Raw genomic sequence first — 20446 nt, 5'->3', positions numbered from 1 at the left:
GTGTGCCGAGCAGCGCCGGTAGGCTGCGTGTATTGCGATCTGGTGTCGCCGCCGCCTTCGGCCGGTGAACCGCCGCACCTTCCCGTCGGACCACCCTTAAGGACGAACGTGCTGATTGCCGGGTTCCCCGCCGGAGCCTGGGGGACCAACTGCTATCTGGTCGCCCCGGCCGCAGGCGAGGAGTGCGTGATCATCGACCCCGGCCACCAGGCCGCCGAAGGCGTCGAGGAAGCACTCAAGAAGCATCGGCTCAAGCCCGTGGCGGTCGTCCTCACCCATGGCCACATCGACCATGTCGCCTCGGTCGTCCCGGTCTGCGGAGCGCATGACGTTCCCGCCTGGATCCACCCCGAGGACCGGTACATGATGAGCGACCCCGAGAAGGGGATCGGCCGCTCCATCGGCATGCCGCTGATGGGCGAGCTGACCGTGGGGGAGCCGGACGACGTGCAGGAGTTGACCGACGGCGCCCGCCTGCGGCTGGCCGGCCTCGACTTCTCCGTCGCGCACGCGCCGGGGCATACGAAGGGGTCGGTGACCTTCCGGATGCCCGAGGCCGCGGACATCCCGTCCGTCTTCTTCTCGGGCGATCTGCTCTTCGCCGGCTCCATCGGACGCACCGACCTGCCCGGCGGTGACATGGACGACATGCTCGAGTCGCTGGGCCGCGTGTGCCTGCCGCTCGACGACTCGACCGTGGTCCTGTCCGGGCACGGTCCCCAGACGACCATCGGCCAGGAGCGCGCCACCAATCCGTATCTGCGCCAGGTGGCCGCAGGCCAGGGAGCCGCACAGCAGGCTCCTCGACGAGGAATGTGACGAGAGTTTTCCCGTGAGCACTTTTCAGGCCCCCAAGGGCACGTACGACCTGATCCCGCCGGACAGCGCCAAGTACCTCGCCGTGCGCGAGGCCATCTCCGCGCCGCTGAAGAACTCCGGCTACGGCTACATCGAGACGCCCGGCTTCGAGAACGTCGAGCTGTTCGCGCGCGGCGTCGGCGAGTCCACCGACATCGTCACCAAGGAGATGTACGCCTTCGAGACCAAGGGCGGCGACCAGCTCGCGCTGCGCCCGGAGGGCACCGCTTCCGTGCTCCGCGCCGCCCTGGAGGCCAACCTGCACAAGGCGGGCAACCTCCCGGTCAAGCTCTGGTACTCGGGCTCGTACTACCGCTACGAGCGTCCGCAGAAGGGCCGTTACCGCCACTTCTCCCAGGTCGGCGCCGAGGCGATCGGGTCCGAGGACCCGGCCCTGGACGCCGAGTTGATCATCCTGGCCGACCAGGCGTACCGCGCGCTCGGGCTGCGGAACTTCCGCATCCTGCTCAACTCCCTGGGGGACAAGGAGTGCCGTCCCGTCTACCGCGCTGCCCTCCAGGACTTCCTGCGCGGCCTCGACCTCGACGAGGAGACCCTGCGCCGCGCGGAGATCAACCCGCTGCGCGTCCTCGACGACAAGCGGGCCGACGTGCAGAAGAAGCTGGTGGGCGCGCCGGTCCTTCGCGACTACCTGTGCGACGCGTGCAAGACGTACCACGAGGAGGTGCGCGCCCTGATCACCGCGGCGGGCGTCGCCTTCGAGGACGACGAGAAGCTGGTGCGCGGCCTGGACTACTACACGCGCACGACCTTCGAGTTCGTCCACGACGGCCTCGGCTCGCAGTCCGCGGTGGGCGGCGGCGGCCGCTACGACGGCCTGTCCGAGATGATCGGCGGCCCCACGCTGCCGTCCGTCGGCTGGGCCCTGGGCGTGGACCGTACGGTGCTCGCGCTCGAGGCGGAGGGCGTGGAGCTCGAACTGCCCGCCGCCACCAGCGTGTTCGCGGTCCCGCTCGGCGAGGAGGCGCGCCGCGTCCTGTTCGGCGTCGTCACCGAACTCCGCAAGGCGGGCGTCGCGGCCGACTTCTCCTACGGCGGCAAGGGCCTCAAGGGCGCGATGAAGAACGCCAACCGCAGTGGCGCGCGGTACGCGATCGTGGCCGGCGAACGCGACCTCGCGGAGGGCGTCGTCCAGCTCAAGGACATGGAGTCGGGCGAGCAGGAGGCCGTCGCGTCCGATGCGATCGCCGAGGTGCTGAAGGCCAAGCTCGGCTAGGGCGTACGGAGTTGAGGGCCCCGGGTGCGGAACGGCACCCGGGGCCCTCGCCGTTGCCGGGGTGCGTTCCGCTGCCCCCACGGATGGGACTCGGGTGACTTCGACGGCCGCGGATCCGTAGGGCTTCGACGGCCCCGGACGAGGCGGAGGCGCCCTTCTTGCGGAGGCGCCCTTCCTGCGGAGGCGCCCTTCCTTCTGTCCATCTGTCCATCCTTATGTCCATCGAACGGTGGACGCACAGCCTCGTGCGGCACAATGAGCGTGTCTGTGGGCGCCTGTGACTCACCGGTCCTGTAAGCCCCCCACCACTAGCGACGGAAACGGCGTGATGAGCGAAACGATGTCTGCGAAGGACGGCGGCCCGGACGGTCGGGAGCAGGCGGACGCTCCCCGTTCTGTAGGCGGCAGCCGTGGTTTGGCGCTGCTGCTGGTGATCACCGGGGCCGCCGGTGTGCTCGCGGCCTGGGTCATCACGCTCGACAAGTTCAAGCTCCTCGAGGACCCGAACTTCACGCCCGGCTGCAGCCTCAACCCGGTGGTGTCCTGCGGCTCGATCATGGAGAGCGAGCAGGCGTCGGTCTTCGGCTTCCCCAACCCGATGCTGGGTCTCGTGACGTACGGGATCGTGGTGTGCGTCGGCATGAGCCTGCTCGCCCGGGCGCGGTTCCCGCGGTGGTACTGGCTGACGCTGAACGCCGGGATGCTGTTCGGCGTCGCTTTCTGCACCTGGCTGATGTACCAGTCGCTGTACAACATCAACGCGCTGTGCCTGTGGTGCTGCCTCGCGTGGGTCGCCACCATCGTCATGTTCTGGTACGTGACCGGGCACAACGTCCGGCACGGGATGCTGCCGGCGCCGAGCGGGCTGCGGACGTTCTTCGACGAGTTCACCTGGGTCCTGCCGGTGCTGCACGTCGGGATCATCGGCATGCTGATCCTGACCCGCTGGTGGGACTTCTGGACCAGCTGATGGCTGGCTGAACGGGGATCTCCTTCGGCCGACGACTGCGCGGGGAGCGTTGTCAGTGGGGTGACATAGGGTCGTTCACGTGGAGCCAGACCTCTTTACCGCCGCAGCCGAAGAACGCCAGGAGAAGGACCCGGCGAGCAGCCCCCTGGCCGTGCGCATGCGCCCGCGCACGCTCGACGAAGTCGTGGGGCAGCAGCACCTGTTGAAGCCCGGCTCGCCGCTGCGCAGACTCGTCGGCGAGGGCGGTGGAGGCCCGGCCGGACCTTCGTCGGTGATCCTGTGGGGCCCGCCGGGCACGGGCAAGACGACGCTCGCCTACGTCGTCTCGAAAGCGACGAACAAGCGCTTCGTGGAGCTCTCCGCGATCACCGCGGGCGTCAAGGAAGTGCGCGCCGTGATCGACGGCGCCCGCCGTGCCACCGGCGGCTTCGGCAAGGAGACCGTCCTCTTCCTCGACGAGATCCACCGCTTCAGCAAGGCCCAGCAGGACTCCCTGCTGCCCGCCGTGGAGAACCGCTGGGTCACGCTCATCGCGGCGACGACGGAGAACCCGTACTTCTCGGTGATCTCCCCGCTCCTCTCCCGCTCGCTCCTCCTCACGCTCGAACCCCTCACGGACGACGACCTGCGCGCGCTGCAGCACCGCGCCATAGCGGAGGAGCGCGGTCTCGGCGGCGCGGTCACGCTGCCGGCCGACGCCGAGGCGCACCTCCTGCGGATCGCCGGCGGCGACGCCCGCCGCGCCCTGACCGCCCTGGAGGCCGGGGCCGGCTCGGCGCTGTCCAAGGGCGAGCAGGAGATCACGCTGCAGACCCTGGAGGAGTCGGTCGACCGCGCGGCGGTGAAGTACGACCGGGACGGCGACCAGCACTACGACGTGGCGAGCGCCCTGATCAAGTCCATCCGAGGTTCGGACGTGGACGCGGCACTGCACTACCTGGCCCGGATGATCGAGGCGGGCGAGGACCCCCGGTTCATCGCCCGCCGCCTGATGATCTCCGCCTCGGAGGACATCGGCCTCGCCGACCCCACGGCGTTGCCGACCGCGGTCGCCGCCGCCCAGGCCGTAGCCATGATCGGTTTCCCCGAGGCCGCGCTGACCCTGAGCCACGCCACGATCGCCCTGGCCCTCGCCCCGAAGTCCAACGCCGCGACGACCGCGATCGGCGCGGCCCTCGAAGACGTACGCAAGGGACTGGCCGGCCCCGTCCCGCCGCACCTGCGCGACGGCCACTACAAGGGAGCGGCCAAACTCGGTCACGCACAGGGGTACGTGTATCCGCACGACGTCCCGGGCGGCATCGCGGCCCAGCAGTACGCCCCGGACGCCATCCACGGCAGGCGCTACTACCAACCGACGCGGTACGGCGCGGAGGCGCGGTACGCGGATGTGGCCGACCGGGTCCGCGAGCGCCTGCGCGGTGAGACCCGGACCGAGAGACCGGCCCCGAAGAAGGGCCCGAAGAAGGGCCCGGAGGAGTCGCCGGGCAAGGCCGAGCCCCAGGCCGAGCCCCACGCCCAGTCCAAGGCCGGAACCGAGGAATCAGCCGACGCGCAGTAGCCCGGACCCCGGCCTACGCTCGGCCCATGCGAGCACGCGCAACCGGACCGGTCGCCGCCCTGCTCGCCGTGGCCGCGCTGGCCGCGGCCTGCACACCGCTGCAGGTGGAGCGCGCCGACTCCCGGTTCAACGAGCCGTCCGCACAGGCCGGCACCCCGAACGGCACCCGGCCCGCCCCGAGACCCAACAGCCTGCCGCCCACGCCGGAACGGAACGCACAGGGCTTCCCGCCCACCGCCGCCACCGCCCGCGATCAACTGGCCCGGCTCGACGTCGCCCGGGGCAGGAACTGGCAGACGTACCGGCGCGCGGAGTTCGGCGCGACCTGGTCCGACGAGGTGGACGTGCCGGGCGGGCGCAACGGCTGTGACACCCGGGACGACGTGCTCCGCCGCGATCTGAAGGAGCTGCGCGAAGGCGACCGGAACCCGTGCGTGGTGCTCTCCGGCACGCTCGACGATCCGTACACCGGAAAACAGCTGCCGTACCACTACCGCAGGGCGTCGCGGATCGAGACCGACCACGTCGTCGCGCTCGGCGCCGCCTGGCGGGCCGGCGCGTGGGCCTGGACCCCGCGGCAGCGCCTGAACTACGCGAACGACCTCGACGTCCTGCTGGCCGTCGACAAACAGGCCAACGCCGACAAGAGCAGCAAGACCCCCGACAAGTGGCAGCCGCGGCGGGCGTACCGCTGTGAGTACGCGCGACGCTGGACCGCGATCAAGGCCAGATACCGGCTCACGGTCACCGAGCCGGAGAAGCGCTCGCTGCGGAACATGCTGTCCACCTGCCCCGGCTAGGGCCCCGCGGCCTGGTCCGCGAAGATCGGGGAGACGGGCCCTGGCCGCCGGGGAAGGAGATGGGCCCTAACGGCCGGGGAAGGGGAGTTCACTGCGCGGCGGCCTCGAAGAGCCGGTGCATCGCGCGCCGAAGACCGACCACGTCCCGTACCGGCTCGGGAAAGTCGAAGCGCGCGTCGAACGTCGCCGCGTCCCGCTCCCCGACGAACCGCACCCGCAGCCCGCACCGGTCCAGGGCCACCGGCACCGCGCGCCCCGGCAGCGAGGAGCGGTGTCCGAGCAGCGCGGTCAGCAGCTGCACCTGGTCCTCGTGGGCAGCGTGCAGATGCTGCAGCAGCTCCGCCTCGTACGGCGCCAGCGGGTCCGCGACCGCCCGCGCGAAGTCCTCCGGCTCCACGCTCTCGGCGCCCCACAGATCGTCCACCGAGGTCTCGCCGACCTCCAGGCGCAGCGTCATCCGCCCCGGCTCTGCGAGGTCCGGCGCCCGGGTCAGCCAGCCGGAGATCCAGGCGCGGCCCCGGATACGGTGGGGGACGGAGACCGGAGCGACGTCCGTGATCTCAAGCACGGCGGGCAGCTCGTCGTCCTGCGCGTGCGTCGCGGCCCGTACGACGGGGGAGTCGGCCGGGAAGACCAGGTAGACGTCGCCGTCGGGCCCGACCGTGCGCTCGTCCGCGACCAGGTGGTCGGGCAGGGCCCCGTGCACCCCCGGGGAGAGCAGCACTCCGGAGCATGTACTCTGTACGAGAGTTCGTGTGCGTTCGGCTGCTGACGGCATCCGGATGGTTTCAAGCCCGCTGGGACGCGGCTGACCACGATCTGATCGGACCTCCGTCATATCGATGCCCCTTGAGTCGGCGTCGGTTTTCTCTGTGCTGTCCGTGACGTGACTGGTGTTCCCACGGCGAGACATGCGATCTCCCTTAGTAAGGTGAGCCTAACCTAACCTATTTCGGAGGTCTGGAGAACGTGCCTAACCAGTCGCGTCCCAAGGTCAAGAAGTCTCGTGCGCTCGGCATTGCCCTGACGCCGAAGGCCGTCAAGTACTTCGAGGCCCGTCCGTACCCGCCGGGCGAGCACGGCCGTGGCCGCAAGCAGAACTCGGACTACAAGGTCCGTCTGCTCGAGAAGCAGCGTCTGCGCGCGCAGTACGACGTGTCCGAGCGTCAGCTCGTCCGCGCCTACGAGCGTGCCGCCAAGACCCAGGGCAAGACCGGTGAGGCCCTGGTCATCGAGCTCGAGCGTCGCCTCGACGCCCTGGTCCTGCGTTCGGGCATCGCCCGCACCATCTACCAGGCCCGCCAGATGGTCGTCCACGGCCACATCGAGGTCAACGGCAAGAAGGTCGACAAGCCGTCCTTCCGCGTCCGTCCCGACGACGTCGTGACCGTGCGCGAGCGCTCCCGCTCGAAGGTCCCCTTCCAGGTCGCGCGCGAGGGTGGCTACGACACCGAGGGTGAGACCCCGCGCTACCTCCAGGTCAACCTGAAGGCCCTGGCCTTCCGCCTGGACCGCGACCCGAACCGCAAGGAGATCCCGGTCATCTGCGACGAGCAGCTCGTCGTCGAGTACTACGCCCGCTGATCCAGCAGGCGTAGCGACCCAGCGCGCACGGCCCGCCGCATCCCCGCCCTTCCCGGCGGAGGGAGCGGCGGGCCTTCGCACGTACGGCCCGAAGCGGTGTCGACGGCCCCAAGCAACGGCGACGGGCCCAACCAACGGCGACGGCCCCAATCAACGGCGACGGCGCAGTCCCGAAGTGGCTGCGTCCGGAGTTATCCACAGGCGTACGGAGCGTGGGGCCCGGCGCGATAAGGTCGGACGACGACTTTCGAAGACCCCTTAGACCCCAATGATCCAGGGAGCGGTGCGCAGTGACCGGTGGTGAGGTGGCCGGCATCCTGGTGGCGGTGTTCTGGGCGATCCTGGTCTCCTTCCTCGCCGTCGCCCTGGTGAGACTGGCCCAGACGCTCAAGGCGACCACCAAGCTTGTCGCGGATGTGACCGAACAGGCCGTACCGCTGCTCGCGGACGCGTCCGCGACGGTCCGCTCCGCGCAGACCCAGCTCGACCGCGTCGACGCCATCGCCACGGACGTCCAGGAAGTCACCTCCAACGCCTCGGCCCTGTCGACCACCGTCGCGTCGACGTTCGGCGGCCCCTTGGTCAAGGTCGCCGCCTTCGGGTACGGAGTGCGCCGGGCCATCGGCCGCAAGGGAGCCCCCGAGGCAAATGACGTGCCCGCGAAGAGCTCCAGACGTACCGTGATCGTGGGGCGAACGGTGCCTTCCTCCCGCCGGGGCAGGAGTAGCTGGGGCAACCGGAGCAAGAAGGACTGAGGCCGCCGATGTTCCGCCGTACGTTCTGGTTCACCGCAGGCGCAGCCGCCGGTGTGTGGGCCACCACCAAGGTCAACCGCAAGCTCAAGCAGCTGACCCCCGAAAGCCTCGCGGCCCAGGCCGCGAACAAGGCGATCGACGCCGGCTACCGCCTCAAGGACTTCGCGCTCGACGTCCGCGACGGCATGGTCCAGCGCGAGGCCGAACTGGACGACGCCCTGGGCCTGAACGCCCCGGAGCTCCCCCAACTCCCGCCGCAGGCACGGATCGTGGCGATCGAGAACCACAACCACACGAAGTACTCGTACAACCGGAATGAGGACCACTGATGGAGTCGGCTGAAATCCGCCGCCGCTGGCTGCGCTTCTTCGAAGAGCGTGGGCACACCGTCGTGCCGTCGGCGTCGCTGATCGCCGACGACCCGACGCTGCTCCTCGTCCCCGCGGGCATGGTGCCCTTCAAGCCGTACTTCCTCGGCGAGGTCAAGCCGCCCTTCGACCGCGCGACCAGCGTGCAGAAGTGCGTGCGCACGCCCGACATCGAAGAGGTCGGCAAGACCACGCGGCACGGCACCTTCTTCCAGATGTGCGGCAACTTCTCCTTCGGCGACTACTTCAAGGAAGGCGCCATCAAGTTCGCCTGGGAGCTGCTCACCAGCTCCGTGGCGGACGGTGGTTACGGCCTCGACCCCGAGCGCCTGTGGGTGACGGTCTACCTCGACGACGACGAGGCCGAGACCATCTGGCGCGAGAAGGTGGGCGTCCCCGCCGAGCGCATCCAGCGCCTCGGGAAGAAGGACAACTACTGGTCCATGGGCGTCCCCGGCCCCTGCGGCCCCTGCTCCGAGATCAACTACGACCGCGGCCCCGAGTTCGGCGTCGAGGGCGGCCCGGCCGTCAACGACGAGCGGTACGTGGAGATCTGGAACCTGGTCTTCATGCAGTACGAGCGCGGCGAGGGCAGCTCGAAGGACGACTTCGAGATCCTCGGCGACCTGCCCAGCCAGAACATCGACACCGGCCTCGGCCTTGAGCGCCTCGCGATGATCCTGCAGGGCGTGCAGAACATGTACGAGATCGACACCTCCCGTGTCGTGATCGACAAGGCCACCGAGCTGACCGGTGTGGCCTACGGCGCCGCCGCCGACTCCGACGTCTCGCTGCGCGTCGTCTCCGACCACATCCGTACGTCCGTGATGCTCATCGGTGACGGCGTCACGCCCGGCAACGAGGGCCGGGGCTATGTGCTGCGCCGCATCATGCGCCGCGCCATCCGCAACATGCGCCTGCTCGGCGCCACCGGCCCGGTCGTCCAGGACCTCGTCGACGTCGTCATCGAGACCATGGGGCAGCAGTACCCCGAACTGGCCACCGAGGCCCAGCGCATCGAGACCGTCGCCCTCGCCGAAGAGGCCGCCTTCCTCAAGGCCCTCAAGGGCGGCACGAACATCCTCGACACCGCCGTCACCGAGACCAAGGCCGCCGGCCACACGGTCCTCCCCGGCGACAAGGCGTTCCTGCTCCACGACACCTGGGGCTTCCCGATCGACCTCACCCTGGAGATGGCCGCCGAACAGGGCCTCTCCGTGGACGAGTCGGGCTTCCGGCGCCTGATGAAGGAGCAGCGGGAGCGCGCCAAGGCCGACGCCAAGGCCAAGAAGACCGGTCACGCCGACCTCTCCGCGTACCGCGAGATCGCCGACAACGCCGGCGCCACCGACTTCACCGGGTACGCCTCGACGGAGGGCGAGTCGACCGTCGTCGGCCTGCTCGTCGACGGCGTGCCCTCGCCGGCCGCCGTGGAGGGCGACGAGATCGAGGTCGTCCTCGACCGCACCCCGTTCTACGCCGAGGGCGGTGGCCAGCTCGCCGACACCGGCCGCATCAAGCTCGCCACCGGCGCCGTCATCGAGGTCCGCGACGTGCAGCAGCCGGTGCCGGGAGTCTCCGTGCACAAGGGCTCCGTCCAGGTCGGCGAGGTCACCGTCGGCTCCTCCGGTTACGCCACCATCGACGTGAAGCGGCGCCGCGCCATCGCCCGCGCGCACAGCGCCACCCACCTCACGCACCAGGCGCTGCGCGACGCGCTCGGCCCGACCGCCGCCCAGGCCGGTTCGGAGAACTCGCCGGGCCGCTTCCGCTTCGACTTCGGCTCGCCCAACTCCGTGCCCGGCGCGGTTCTGACGGACGTCGAGCAGAAGATCAACGAGGTCCTCTCCCGCGAACTCGACGTGCACGCCGAGGTCATGGGCATCGACGAGGCCAAGAAGCAGGGCGCCATCGCCGAGTTCGGCGAGAAGTACGGCGAGCGGGTCCGCGTCGTCACCATCGGCGACTTCTCCAAGGAGCTGTGCGGCGGTACGCACGTCCACAACACCGCCCAGCTGGGCCTGGTGAAGCTCCTCGGCGAGTCCTCCATCGGCTCGGGTGTGCGCCGCATCGAGGCCCTCGTCGGCGTCGACGCGTACAACTTCCTCGCCAGGGAGCACACGGTCGTCGCCCAGCTCCAGGAGCTGGTCAAGGGACGTCCCGAGGAACTGCCGGAGAAGATCTCCACGATGCTCGGCAAGCTCAAGGACGCCGAGAAGGAGATCGAGAAGTTCCGCGCGGAGAAGGTCCTGCAGGCCGCCGCCGGTCTCGCCCAGGGCGCCAAGGACGTACGCGGTATCGCGCTCGCCACCGGCCAGGTGCCGGACGGCACAGGCGCCGACGACCTGCGCAAGCTGGTCCTCGACGTGCGCGGCCGCATCCCTGGCGACCGCCCGGCCGTCGTCGCGCTGTTCACTACGGCCAACGGCCGCCCGCTGACCGTCATCGCCACCAACGAGGCCGCCCGCGAGCGCGGCCTCAAGGCCGGCGACCTGGTCCGTACTGCCGCGAAGACCCTCGGCGGCGGCGGTGGCGGCAAGCCGGACGTCGCCCAGGGCGGAGGCCAGAACCCGGAGGCCATCGGCGAGGCGATCGCCGCCGTCGAGCGCCTCGTGGCCGAGACCGCGTAATGACCGCGGAGATCCGTCGCGGCCGCCGCATCGCGATCGACGTCGGGGACGCCCGGATCGGGGTCGCCTCGTGCGACCCCGACGGGATCCTCGCCACCCCGGTGGAGACCGTGCCGGGCCGCGATGTCCCGGCCGCCCACCGTCGGCTCAAGGCGATCATCGAGGAGTACGAGCCGATCGAGGTCGTCGTCGGGCTCCCGCGCTCCCTCAGCGGAGGCGAGGGCCCGGCCGCGGCCAAGGTGCGCGGCTTCGCACAGGAGCTCGCCCGCGGCATCGCGCCGGTTCCGGTGCGACTGGTGGACGAGAGGATGACCACAGTGACGGCCAGTCAGGGGCTGCGCGCCTCGGGCGTGAAGTCCAAGAAGGGCCGGTCCGTCATCGACCAGGCGGCCGCCGTGATCATCCTCCAACAGGCACTGGAGTCCGAACGGGCGTCAGGTAAAGCTCCGGGTGAGGGCGTCGAAGTGGTCATCTGATCGCGATACGGTAACGTTCCGCGCGATGCGGCGGCGTTCGAACAACCGCCGCACAGCAAAGAGGCAGTCCGGCCGGGGCAGCGCCCGACGGCTCCCGCCTCGCGGCTCGTAGGGGATCGATGACTGAGTATGGCCGGGGCTCCGGCTCCGAACCGTGGCATCCCAATGACCCGTTGTACGGGGACCAGGGATGGGAAGGACAGCAGGCCGCCGGCCCGAGTCCGTACGGCGGCCAGCCGCAGCACTACCCGCAGCAGTCACCGGAAGCGCACTACGGCGGCCAGCAGCACGGCTACCCGCAGCAGAGCGCTCCGCAGCACGGTTACCCGCAGCAGAGCACTCCGCAGGCCGGCTACCCGCAGCACGACTACAACGGCGGCTGGGACACCGGCCAGCAGACCCCCTACGACCCGTACGCCGAGCCGTACGCGGGCCAGACCGCCGCTTACGGAGCCGAGCGCCCCGACCCGTACGACAGCCCCGAGGCCTATCCGCCGCCGCAGCCGCCGGGCCATCGGCACGAACCCGTCGAGGAGAACACCGACTGGGATCCCGGCCCCAACGACCGCGAGCACGCCTTCTTCGCGGGCGGCGACGATGACGACGACCCGGAAGACGAGCACCCGCGCGCCTCGCGCCGAGGTGGCCGCAAGGACCGGCGCGGCAAGGGCGGGAAGAAGAAACGCAGCGGCTGCGCCTGCCTCGTCCTCACGCTGATCTTCGCGGGCGGCATCGGCGGAGTCGGCTACTTCGGCTACCAGTTCTACCAGGACAATTACGGCAGCGGCGGCGACTACACCGGCAGCGGAACCGGCGAGAAGGTCACCGTCGACATCCCCAAGGGCGCCGGTGGCTACGTCATCGGCAACAAGCTGGAGCAGGCCGGAGTGGTCAAGAGCGCGGACGCGTTCGTCAGCGCCCAGGGCCAGCACCCCAAGGGCCTGACCATCCAGGCCGGCGTCTACTCGCTGAACAAGGAGATGTCGGCGAAGGCCGCCGTCGAGGCGATGCTCGACCCGAAGAGCCGCAACAATCTCATCATCGCCGAGGGCCGCCGCAACGCCTGGGTCTACGAGCAGATCGACAAGCGGCTCGAGGTCGACAAGGGCACCACCGAGAAGTACGCGAAGAAGAACTGGAAGAAACTCGGCCTGCCCAGCTGGGCCGCCCAGAACATCAACGGCGACGTCAAGGACCCGCTCGAGGGCTTCCTCTTCCCGGCGAGCTATCCGGTGGCCAAGGGCCAGAAGCCCGGTGACGTACTCAAGAAGATGGTCGCCACGGCCAGCAAGGAGTACGAGAACTACAACATCGAGGGCAAGGCCGAGGAGCTCAAGCTCGACAACCCGCTGCAGTTGGTCACCGTGGCGAGCCTGACCCAGGCCGAAGGCAAGACCCACGCAGACTTCCGGAAGATGGCCGAGGTCGTCTACAACCGCCTCGACCCGAGCAATACGGAGACGTACCAGCTTCTTCAGTTCGACTCGTCCTTCAACTACTTGAAGGGTCAGAGCGAGATCAACATCGGTGAAGAAGAGATCAAGAGCAACAAGGATCCGTACAACACCTACACGCGGAAGGGGCTTCCCCCCGGCCCCATCGGCAACCCTGGACAGGAAGCACTCGGAGCTGCGCTCAAGCCGACCGAGGACGGCTGGCTGTACTTCGTGGCCACCGACGGTATGAGCAAGACCGAGTTCGCGAAGACGCATGACGAGTTCTTGAAGCTGAAGGAAAAGTTCAATGCAAACAGCCGGGGCTGAGATTCGGCGTCGGGCCGCGGTTCTCGGCTCACCGATCGCCCACTCCCTCTCGCCGGTGCTGCACAGCGCCGCGTACGCGGAACTCGGCCTGGACGACTGGGAGTACGGGCGTTTCGACGTCGACGAGGCCGCGCTGCCCGGGTTCCTCGAAGGGCTCGGCGCCGAGTGGGCCGGGCTCTCCCTGACCATGCCGCTGAAGCGTGCCGTCATCCCGCTGCTCGACGAGATCAGCGAGACGGCCGCGTCCGTGGAAGCCGTGAACACCGTGGTGTTCGGGGCGGACGGGCGGCGGACCGGCGACAACACCGACATCCCCGGCATGGTCTCCGCGCTCCGCGAGCGGGGCATCGAGCAGGTCGGGTCGGCCGCGATCCTGGGCGCAGGGGCCACGGCCTCGTCCGCGCTCGCCGCGCTCTCGCGGATCTGCACGGGCGAGATCGTCGCGTACGTACGCAGCGAGGCGCGGGCCGTGGAGATGAAGCAGTGGGGCGAGCGGCTCGGCGTGGACGTCCGGACGGCCGCCTGGGACGACGCCGCCAAGGCCTTCGAGGCTCCCCTGGTGATCGCCACGACGCCCGCAGGCACCACGGACGAGCTGTCCAAGTCGGTTCCGGAGCGGCCGGGCACACTCTTCGACGTGCTGTACGAGCCGTGGCCGACCGAACTGGCCGCGCGCTGGTCGATGTTCGGCGGCGCGGTGGTCAGCGGGCTCGACCTGCTCGTGCACCAGGCCGTGCTGCAGGTCGAGCAGATGACCGGCCGCTCGCCGGCGCCGTTGGACGCCATGCGTCAGGCGGGGGAGCGGGCGCTCGCGGACGGCTAGGTTCCGCGCCGTCTGCCTTCCCCCGGTCGCTCGTCTCGTCGCCCCGTCGCCCGTCGCCCGTCGCCCGTCGCCCGTCGGCCGCCGGTGGGCGGCGAAGCTGACATTCTTCGTGCTGATTCCGTACGCGCTTTCGGGCCTCGCCGGGTGCCTCGATCGGGCCGGAATCGATACGGAGCAGCGCGCCGCGCGACCGCCTGGGCTGCGACGTTGCGCCACGGGACTCCCCTCCTCGCGCACGGATGCGCGCGCCGAGCGCGCGTCCGCCTGCTGGACCGGCGGCCGGGGATCCTCCCCGGACGTGGGAGGATCTAGGCAGGCGGGCCAGGGCCGCGCACCCGGCCGCGCCGTCGCCAGACACCAGGCGCGAGCATGAGGAGCACCGTTGAGCAGGTTGCGTTGGCTGACCGCGGGGGAGTCCCACGGACCCGCACTCGTCGCGACGCTGGAGGGTCTGCCCGCCGGCGTGCCGATCACCACGGAGATGGTGGCGGACGCGCTGGCCAGGCGGCGCCTCGGCTATGGGCGCGGTGCACGGATGAAGTTCGAGCAGGACGAGGTCACCTTCCTCGGTGGTGTGCGGCACGGCCTGTCGATGGGCTCGCCCGTCGCGGTCATGGTCGGCAACACCGAGTGGCCCAAGTGGGAGAAGGTCATGGCCGCGGATCCGGTGGATCCCGCCGAGCTGGCCGAGCTCGCCCGCAACGCCCCGCTCACGCGACCCCGCCCCGGCCACGCGGACCTCGCGGGCATGCAGAAGTACGGCTTCGACGAGGCCCGGCCGGTCCTGGAGCGGGCCAGCGCCCGTGAGACCGCGGCGCGCGTGGCGCTCGGCACGGTCGCGCGGTCGTACCTCAAGGAGACGACCGGCATCGAGATCGTCAGCCATGTCGTCGAGCTCGCCGCCGCGAAGGCGCCGTACGGCGTCTACCCCAAGCCCTCCGACGTGGAGAAGCTGGACGCCGACCCGGTGCGCTGCCTGGACGCCGACGCGTCGAAGGCGATGGTGGCCGAGATCGACCAGGCCCACAAGGACGGCGACACCCTGGGCGGTGTGGTCGAGGTGCTCGCGTACGGAGTGCCGGTGGGCCTCGGCTCGCATGTGCACTGGGACCGGCGCCTGGACTCACGGCTCGCTGCCGCGCTCATGGGCATCCAGGCGATCAAGGGCGTCGAGGTCGGCGACGGCTTCGACCTGGCGCGAGTCCCGGGTTCGCAGGCGCACGACGAGATCGTCGCGACCGGGGACGGCGTGAAGCGCTCCACCGGTCGTGCCGGTGGCACCGAGGGCGGCCTCACCACGGGTGAACTGCTGCGCGTACGGGCCGCGATGAAGCCGATCGCGACGGTGCCGAAGGCCCTCGCCACCATCGACGTGACGACCGGTGAGGCCGCCAAGGCGCACCACCAGCGCTCCGACGTGTGTGCGGTGCCCGCCGCCGGCATCGTCGCCGAGGCCATGGTCGCGCTCGTCCTCGCGGACGCCGTCGCCGAGAAGTTCGGCGGCGACAGCGTGGCCGAGACCCGGCGCAACGTCGAGTCGTACCTCGACAACCTGCGCATCCGGTGACCGGCCCGCGGATCGTCCTCATCGGTCCGATGGGGGTCGGCAAGACCACCGTGGGCGAGCTGCTCGCCGAGCGGCTCGGCACCACGTTCCGGGACACCGACGCCGACATCGTCGCGGCCCAGGGCCGGGAGATCGCCGAGATCTTCGTCGACGACGGCGAGCCGGCCTTCCGGGAGCTGGAGCGGCAGGCCGTGCACACGGCCGTCGCCGAGCACCCCGGCGTGCTCGCCCTCGGCGGCGGGGCCATCCTCGACGCAGGTACGCGCGAGCTGCTCGCCGGGCACACCGTCGTCTATCTGTCGATGGACGTCGAGGAGGCGGTCAGGCGCACCGGCCTGAACGCCGCCCGCCCGCTGCTCGCGGTCAACCCGCGCAAGCAGTGGCGCGAGCTGATGGAGGCCCGCCGCCACCTGTACACCGACGCCGCGCGCGTCGTCGTACCCACCGACGGCCGCGGGCCCGAAGAGGTCGCCGAGGCGGTCCTCGACGCACTGGAGTGGAAGGAAGCATGAGCGAGCAGCAGGTGACGCGCATCCCCGTCGGCGGAGCCGACCCGTACGAGGTGCTCGTGGGCCGTCAACTCCTCGGTGAGCTGGGCGGGTTGATCGGTTCCCAGGCCAAGCGGGTGGCGGTGATCCACCCCGAAGCCCTGGCCGGGACCGGTGAGGCGCTCCGCGACGACCTGGCCGGGCAGGGCTACGAGGCCGTCGCCATCCAGGTGCCCAACGCCGAGGAGGCGAAGACCGCCGAGGTCGCCGCGTACTGCTGGAAGGCGCTCGGGCAGTCCGGTTTCACGCGCAGTGACGTCGTCGTCGGCGTCGGCGGCGGCGCCACCACCGACCTGGCCGGTTTCGTCGCGGCGACCTGGCTGCGCGGGGTGCGCTGGGTGGCCGTGCCGACCACGGTGCTCGCCATGGTGGACGCGGCGGTCGGCGGCAAGACCGGGATCAACACCGCCGAGGGCAAGAACCTCGTCGGCGCCTTCCACCCGCCCGCCGGGGTGCTCTGCGACCTGGCGGCGCTCGACTCGCTCGGTGTGCACGACTACGTGTCCGGGCTCGCCGAGGTCATCAAGGCCGGCTTCATCTCCGACCCGGTGATCCTCGACCTGATCGAGGCCGACCCGGAGGCCGCGCGGACCCCGGCCGGGCCGCACACCGCCGAGCTGATCGAGCGGTCCATCAAGGTCAAGGCCGAGGTGGTCTCCAGCGACCTCAAGGAGGCCGGCCTCCGCGAGATCCTGAATTACGGGCACACGCTCGGCCACGCCATCGAGAAGAACGAGCGGTACAAGTGGCGGCACGGCGCCGCCGTCTCCGTCGGCATGATGTTCGCCGCCGAACTCGGCCGCCTCGCCGGGCGGTTGGACGACGCGACGGCCGACCGGCACCGCTCCGTCCTGGAGTCGGTGGGGCTGCCGCTGACGTACCGCGGTGACCAGTGGCCCAAGCTCGTCGAGAACATGAAGATCGACAAGAAGTCCCGCGGCGACCTGCTGCGCTTCATCGTCCTCGACGGCCTCGGCAAGCCCACCGTCCTGGAGGGCCCGGACCCGGCGGTGCTCCTCGCCGCGTACGGAGAGGTCTCCGCCTGACCGCGATCCTCGCGTACGGAGAGGTCTCCACCTGACCGCGGTCTCCGCGTACGGCGAAGTGTCCGTCTGACCGCACTCCGTCCGAAATCGCCCGGCCCGTCGGGCACTTGTGGCTCTCCCCGGCCGTTCACACAACGGCGGCCGGGGAAGGTACCGTTCGGTAAGGCCCGGGCGCCGCGACATGTCCGCCCGACGCCCGCCCGACCAGCGCCAGTTGCCTGTACGAGACGGAGTGGCACCGGATGCAGCACGCAGTGGGGAATCCGCTGCCGCCGCCCCATCAGCCGGGGCACGGACCGGCCACCGGCTGGTCCCCGGCCGCACACCACCCGGGACCCGCGGGTCACCCCGGCCCCGCCGGGCCCGCCCCGCAGCAGGGCGCCCCGCCGCAGCCCGCTCCCGGACCCGCCGCGCCCCCGCCCGGCACTCCTCCTGGACCGGCCGCGCCCGCGGCCCCGCCACCGCAGCCCGGCCCCGGCTATCACGCACCGCCGCCCCAGCCCGCCCAGACGCAGCAGCAGCCCGGCGCGGAGAACACCACCGGGCACATCCAACTCCCGCCCGGCGGCCCCGTCGCCGTGCCGAGTCCGCCGCCGGACGCCACGCAGGGCGACACCGGTGCGACCACGCTCGCGGTCCTGCTCATCGGCCCGGCCGGCGCCGGCAAGACCTCCGTGGCCAAGTACTGGGCGGAGCACCGCCGCGTGCCCACCGCCCACATCAGCCTCGACGACGTCCGCGAATGGGTCCGCTCAGGCTTCGCCGACCCGCAGACCGGCTGGAACGACAACTCCGAGGCGCAGTACCGCCTGGCCCGCCGCACCTGCGGCTTCGCCGCCCGCAACTTCCTGGCCAACGGCATCTCCTGCATACTCGACGACGCCGTCTTCCCGGACCGCCCCGTCGTAGGACTCGGCGGCTGGAAGCGGCACGTCGGGCCCGGACTGCTGCCCGTGGTGCTGCTGCCCGGCCTGGAGATCGTCCTGGAGCGCAACGCCCAGCGCAGCGGAAACCGCCGCCTCACCGACGAGGAAGTGGCGCGCATCCACGGCCGCATGGCCGGCTGGTACGGCTCGGGGCTGCCGATCATCGACAACTCCGGTTATGACGTCCCGACCACGGCCCGAGTCCTGGACGACGTCCTGGCCCGCGCCATCGCCAGCCCGCCCCAGTGGTGAGCGCCCCGCACCTTCCTCCCAGTCGGACGAGCTGACCAGGACGGATCGCGCCCGCACTCGTAGGCTCGATTCATGTCCGAGGTGTACGCGGCCCGCAGAGCGCGCCTGAGGGATCAGTGCACGGCCGGCGGCAGCGCGGCCGCCGTCGTCTCCCGCCCCGCCAACGTCCGTTATCTGGCCGGGGCGGCGCCCCGCGGCTCGGCCCTGCTGCTCGGGCCGCGCCTCGACCTCCTGCTCTGCCGCAGCCTGCCGACCGGTGAGCCCGACGAGGGCAGGCCAGATGAGTCGCTGCAGGTCCAGGTGTTGTCGGCGGCCGGGGGAGACGCCGCCGTCGCCGCCGCCGACCTCGCCGCGGGACAGGGCGCCGACTCCCTCGCCGTCGAGGAGCACCATCTGACCGTCGCCCGGCACCGCGCCCTGACCTCCGTGGCGCCCCGGCTGCGCCTGGCCGACCTGAGCTGCGCCGTCGAACAGCTGCGGCTCGTCAAGGACGACGAGGAGATCTCCTGCCTGCGCATCGCCGCCGAGATCGCCGACCAGGCCCTGGGAGAACTCCTCGAATCCATCCTCGTAGGGCGTACGGAGCGCCATCTCGCGCTCGAACTGGAGCGGCGGCTCGTCGACCACGGCGCGGACGGGCCCGCCTTCCCCACCTCGGTCGGCACCGGCGTCAACTCGGGCCGCGGCACGCACCGGCCCACCGACCGGCGCGTGGAGGAGGGCGACTTCCTCTCCGTCTGCCTCGGCGCCGCCTACCGCGGCTACCGCAGCGAGATCGGCCGCACCTTCGTCATCGGCACCACGCCGGCCGACTGGCAGATCGAGCTGTACGACCTGGTCTTCGCCGCGCAACGGGCGGGCCGTGAGGCGCTCGCACCGGGCGCCGAGTACCGCGAAGTCGACCGCGCGGCACGCTCCGTACTCGACGCCGCCGGGTACACGGACGGCCTGGCGCCGCTCACCGGCCACGGGGTGGGGCTCGAAATCGCCGAGGACCCGCAGTTGGCCCCCGGAGCCATGGGTAAACTGGACGCTTGTGTGCCGGTCACCGTCGAACCGGGGGTCCACCTCCCGGGCCGGGGCGGTGTCCGGATCGATGACACGCTCGTCGTGCGCCCCGAGGCGGACGGCGGACCCGAGCTACTCACCATCACGACCAAGGAGCTGCTCGCGCTCTAGCGCGTACGGCCTTCGGTCCCACCAGTCCAGTCCAGGAGATTCCGCAACCGTGGCTTCCACGAACGACCTCAAGAACGGCATGGTGCTCAAGCTCGACGGGGGCCAGCTCTGGTCCGTCGTCGAGTTCCAGCACGTCAAGCCCGGCAAGGGCCCGGCCTTCGTGCGCACCAAGCTCAAGAACGTGCTCTCCGGCAAGGTGGTCGACAAGACCTTCAACGCCGGCGTCAAGGTCGAGACGGCCACTGTCGACAAGCGCGACATGCAGTTCTCGTACATGGACGGCGACTACTTCGTCTTCATGGACATGCAGACGTACGACCAGCTGCACATCGAGCGGAAGGTCGTCGGCGACGCCGCGAACTTCCTCATCGAGGGCTTCGAGGCCACCGTCGCGCAGCACGAGGGCGAGGTGCTCTTCGTCGAGCTGCCCGCCGCTGTCGAGCTCGTCATCCGGGAGACCGAGCCGGGCGTCCAGGGCGACCGCTCCACCGGCGGCACCAAGCCCGCCATCCTGGAGACCGGCCACCAGATCAACGTGCCGCTGTTCATCACCACCGGCGAGAAGATCAAGGTCGACACCCGCGACAGCAGCTACCTCGGCCGGGTGAACAGCTAACCGTGGCCGCCCGTAACACGGCCCGCAAGCGTGCCTTCCAGATCCTCTTCGAGGCAGACCAGCGCGGCACCGACGTCCTCACCGTCCTCGCGGACTGGGTGCGCCACTCGCGCAGCGACACCCGCCAGCCGCCGGTCAGCGAGTTCACCATGCAGCTGGTCGAGGGGTACGCGGAGAACGCCGCCCGGATCGACGAGCTCATCGCGCAGTACGCGGTGGACTGGACCCTCGACCGCATGCCGGTCGTGGACCGGAACCTGCTGCGGCTCGGCGCCTACGAGCTGATCTGGGAGGACGGGACGCCCGATGCCGTCGTCCTCGACGAGGCGGTGCAGCTCGCCAAGGAGTTCTCCACCGACGAGTCGCCGTCGTTCGTCAACGGACTGCTCGGCCGCCTGAAGGACCTCAAGCCGACCCTGCGCAGGGACGAGGCCTGAGCGGACTTCACGGTTCTCTCATCGACGAGGGGCCCACGGCGCACACGCGC

20 protein-coding genes are annotated in these 20446 nt (G+C 70.6%); 19 read left to right on the top strand and 1 reads right to left on the bottom strand.

Annotated elements, in window-relative coordinates; translation table 11 throughout:
* Positions 1-108: 108 nt before the first annotated feature.
* The 5 genes from QIT00_RS16885 (at position 109) to QIT00_RS16865 (ending at position 5426) form a co-directional block, all read left to right on the top strand.
* Positions 109-819: an MBL fold metallo-hydrolase gene (locus QIT00_RS16885; RefSeq protein ID WP_282536101.1), complete on the top strand. Its 711-nt coding sequence runs from the start codon at positions 109-111 to the stop codon at positions 817-819.
* A gap of 13 nt (positions 820-832) precedes the next feature.
* The gene (gene hisS, locus QIT00_RS16880) at positions 833-2095 is read left to right on the top strand and encodes a histidine--tRNA ligase (protein WP_282536100.1); all 1263 of its coding nucleotides are present in this window, start codon (positions 833-835) and stop codon (positions 2093-2095) included.
* Between the two features lie 340 nt (positions 2096-2435).
* Positions 2436-3065 (top strand): vitamin K epoxide reductase family protein, encoded by a 630-nt coding sequence (locus tag QIT00_RS16875; RefSeq protein ID WP_282536099.1) that lies wholly within the window; start codon positions 2436-2438, stop codon positions 3063-3065.
* A 79-nt stretch (positions 3066-3144) separates the two neighbouring features.
* The gene (locus tag QIT00_RS16870; RefSeq protein ID WP_282536098.1) at positions 3145-4626 is read left to right on the top strand and encodes a replication-associated recombination protein A; all 1482 of its coding nucleotides are present in this window, start codon (positions 3145-3147) and stop codon (positions 4624-4626) included.
* Between the two features lie 26 nt (positions 4627-4652).
* Complete coding sequence (locus QIT00_RS16865; RefSeq protein ID WP_282536097.1) at positions 4653-5426, top strand: HNH endonuclease family protein; 774 nt, start codon at positions 4653-4655, stop codon at positions 5424-5426.
* An 88-nt stretch (positions 5427-5514) separates the two neighbouring features.
* Here the strand turns inward: QIT00_RS16865 and QIT00_RS16860 are convergent, their stop codons facing one another.
* The gene (locus QIT00_RS16860; protein ID WP_282536096.1) at positions 5515-6204 is read right to left on the bottom strand and encodes a DUF2470 domain-containing protein; all 690 of its coding nucleotides are present in this window, start codon (positions 6202-6204) and stop codon (positions 5515-5517) included.
* A gap of 191 nt (positions 6205-6395) precedes the next feature.
* On the opposite strand from QIT00_RS16860, the gene rpsD reads away from it, so the two are divergent.
* The 14 genes from rpsD to nusB all read left to right on the top strand — a co-directional run bounded on the left by rpsD (position 6396) and on the right by nusB (position 20396).
* Complete coding sequence (gene rpsD, locus QIT00_RS16855; protein WP_282536095.1) at positions 6396-7010, top strand: 30S ribosomal protein S4; 615 nt, start codon at positions 6396-6398, stop codon at positions 7008-7010.
* Positions 7011-7300: 290 nt separating this feature from the next.
* Positions 7301-7765 carry a DUF948 domain-containing protein gene (locus tag QIT00_RS16850; RefSeq protein ID WP_282536094.1) on the top strand — a complete coding sequence of 155 codons (465 nt, stop codon included), beginning with the start codon at positions 7301-7303 and terminating at the stop codon, positions 7763-7765.
* Positions 7766-7773: 8 nt separating this feature from the next.
* On the top strand, positions 7774-8094 hold the full coding sequence (locus QIT00_RS16845; protein ID WP_282536093.1) for a DUF6167 family protein: 321 nt from the start codon (positions 7774-7776) through the stop codon (positions 8092-8094).
* Entirely contained in the window at positions 8094-10763 is a 2670-nt protein-coding gene (gene alaS / locus QIT00_RS16840; RefSeq protein ID WP_282536092.1) for an alanine--tRNA ligase, read from the top strand. The genes QIT00_RS16845 and alaS overlap by 1 nt, the downstream gene beginning before the upstream one ends.
* Positions 10763-11239, top strand: a complete 477-nt coding sequence (ruvX, locus tag QIT00_RS16835) for a Holliday junction resolvase RuvX (RefSeq protein WP_282536091.1) — start codon at positions 10763-10765, stop codon at positions 11237-11239. The genes alaS and ruvX overlap by 1 nt, the downstream gene beginning before the upstream one ends.
* Before the next feature lie 119 nt (positions 11240-11358).
* Entirely contained in the window at positions 11359-13002 is a 1644-nt protein-coding gene (gene mltG / locus QIT00_RS16830) for an endolytic transglycosylase MltG (RefSeq protein ID WP_282536090.1), read from the top strand.
* On the top strand, positions 12983-13825 hold the full coding sequence (locus QIT00_RS16825; RefSeq protein ID WP_282536089.1) for a shikimate dehydrogenase: 843 nt from the start codon (positions 12983-12985) through the stop codon (positions 13823-13825). Before mltG ends, QIT00_RS16825 begins: the two co-directional genes overlap by 20 nt.
* 382 nt (positions 13826-14207) lie before the next feature.
* Positions 14208-15392, top strand: a complete 1185-nt coding sequence (gene aroC, locus QIT00_RS16820) for a chorismate synthase (protein ID WP_282536088.1) — start codon at positions 14208-14210, stop codon at positions 15390-15392.
* Positions 15389-15904, top strand: a complete 516-nt coding sequence (locus tag QIT00_RS16815; RefSeq protein WP_282536087.1) for a shikimate kinase — start codon at positions 15389-15391, stop codon at positions 15902-15904. The genes aroC and QIT00_RS16815 overlap by 4 nt, the downstream gene beginning before the upstream one ends.
* Entirely contained in the window at positions 15901-16986 is a 1086-nt protein-coding gene (gene aroB, locus QIT00_RS16810) for a 3-dehydroquinate synthase (RefSeq protein ID WP_282536086.1), read from the top strand. The genes QIT00_RS16815 and aroB overlap by 4 nt, the downstream gene beginning before the upstream one ends.
* A gap of 242 nt (positions 16987-17228) precedes the next feature.
* Positions 17229-18164: a Pro-rich N-terminal domain-containing protein gene (locus QIT00_RS16805; RefSeq protein WP_282536085.1), complete on the top strand. Its 936-nt coding sequence runs from the start codon at positions 17229-17231 to the stop codon at positions 18162-18164.
* A 72-nt stretch (positions 18165-18236) separates the two neighbouring features.
* Positions 18237-19343: an aminopeptidase P family protein gene (locus QIT00_RS16800; RefSeq protein WP_282536084.1), complete on the top strand. Its 1107-nt coding sequence runs from the start codon at positions 18237-18239 to the stop codon at positions 19341-19343.
* Positions 19344-19392: 49 nt separating this feature from the next.
* On the top strand, positions 19393-19959 hold the full coding sequence (efp, locus tag QIT00_RS16795; RefSeq protein WP_282536083.1) for an elongation factor P: 567 nt from the start codon (positions 19393-19395) through the stop codon (positions 19957-19959).
* Between the two features lie 2 nt (positions 19960-19961).
* Positions 19962-20396, top strand: a complete 435-nt coding sequence (gene nusB, locus QIT00_RS16790) for a transcription antitermination factor NusB (protein WP_282536082.1) — start codon at positions 19962-19964, stop codon at positions 20394-20396.
* Positions 20397-20446: the final 50 nt, after the last annotated feature.

The sequence above is a fragment of the Streptomyces luteolus genome, assembly GCF_029968015.1.
Taxonomy (GTDB): domain Bacteria; phylum Actinomycetota; class Actinomycetes; order Streptomycetales; family Streptomycetaceae; genus Streptomyces; species Streptomyces luteolus.
Note: the sequence above shows the minus strand (reverse complement) of the source record. Positions and strands in the feature narration are given on the sequence as shown.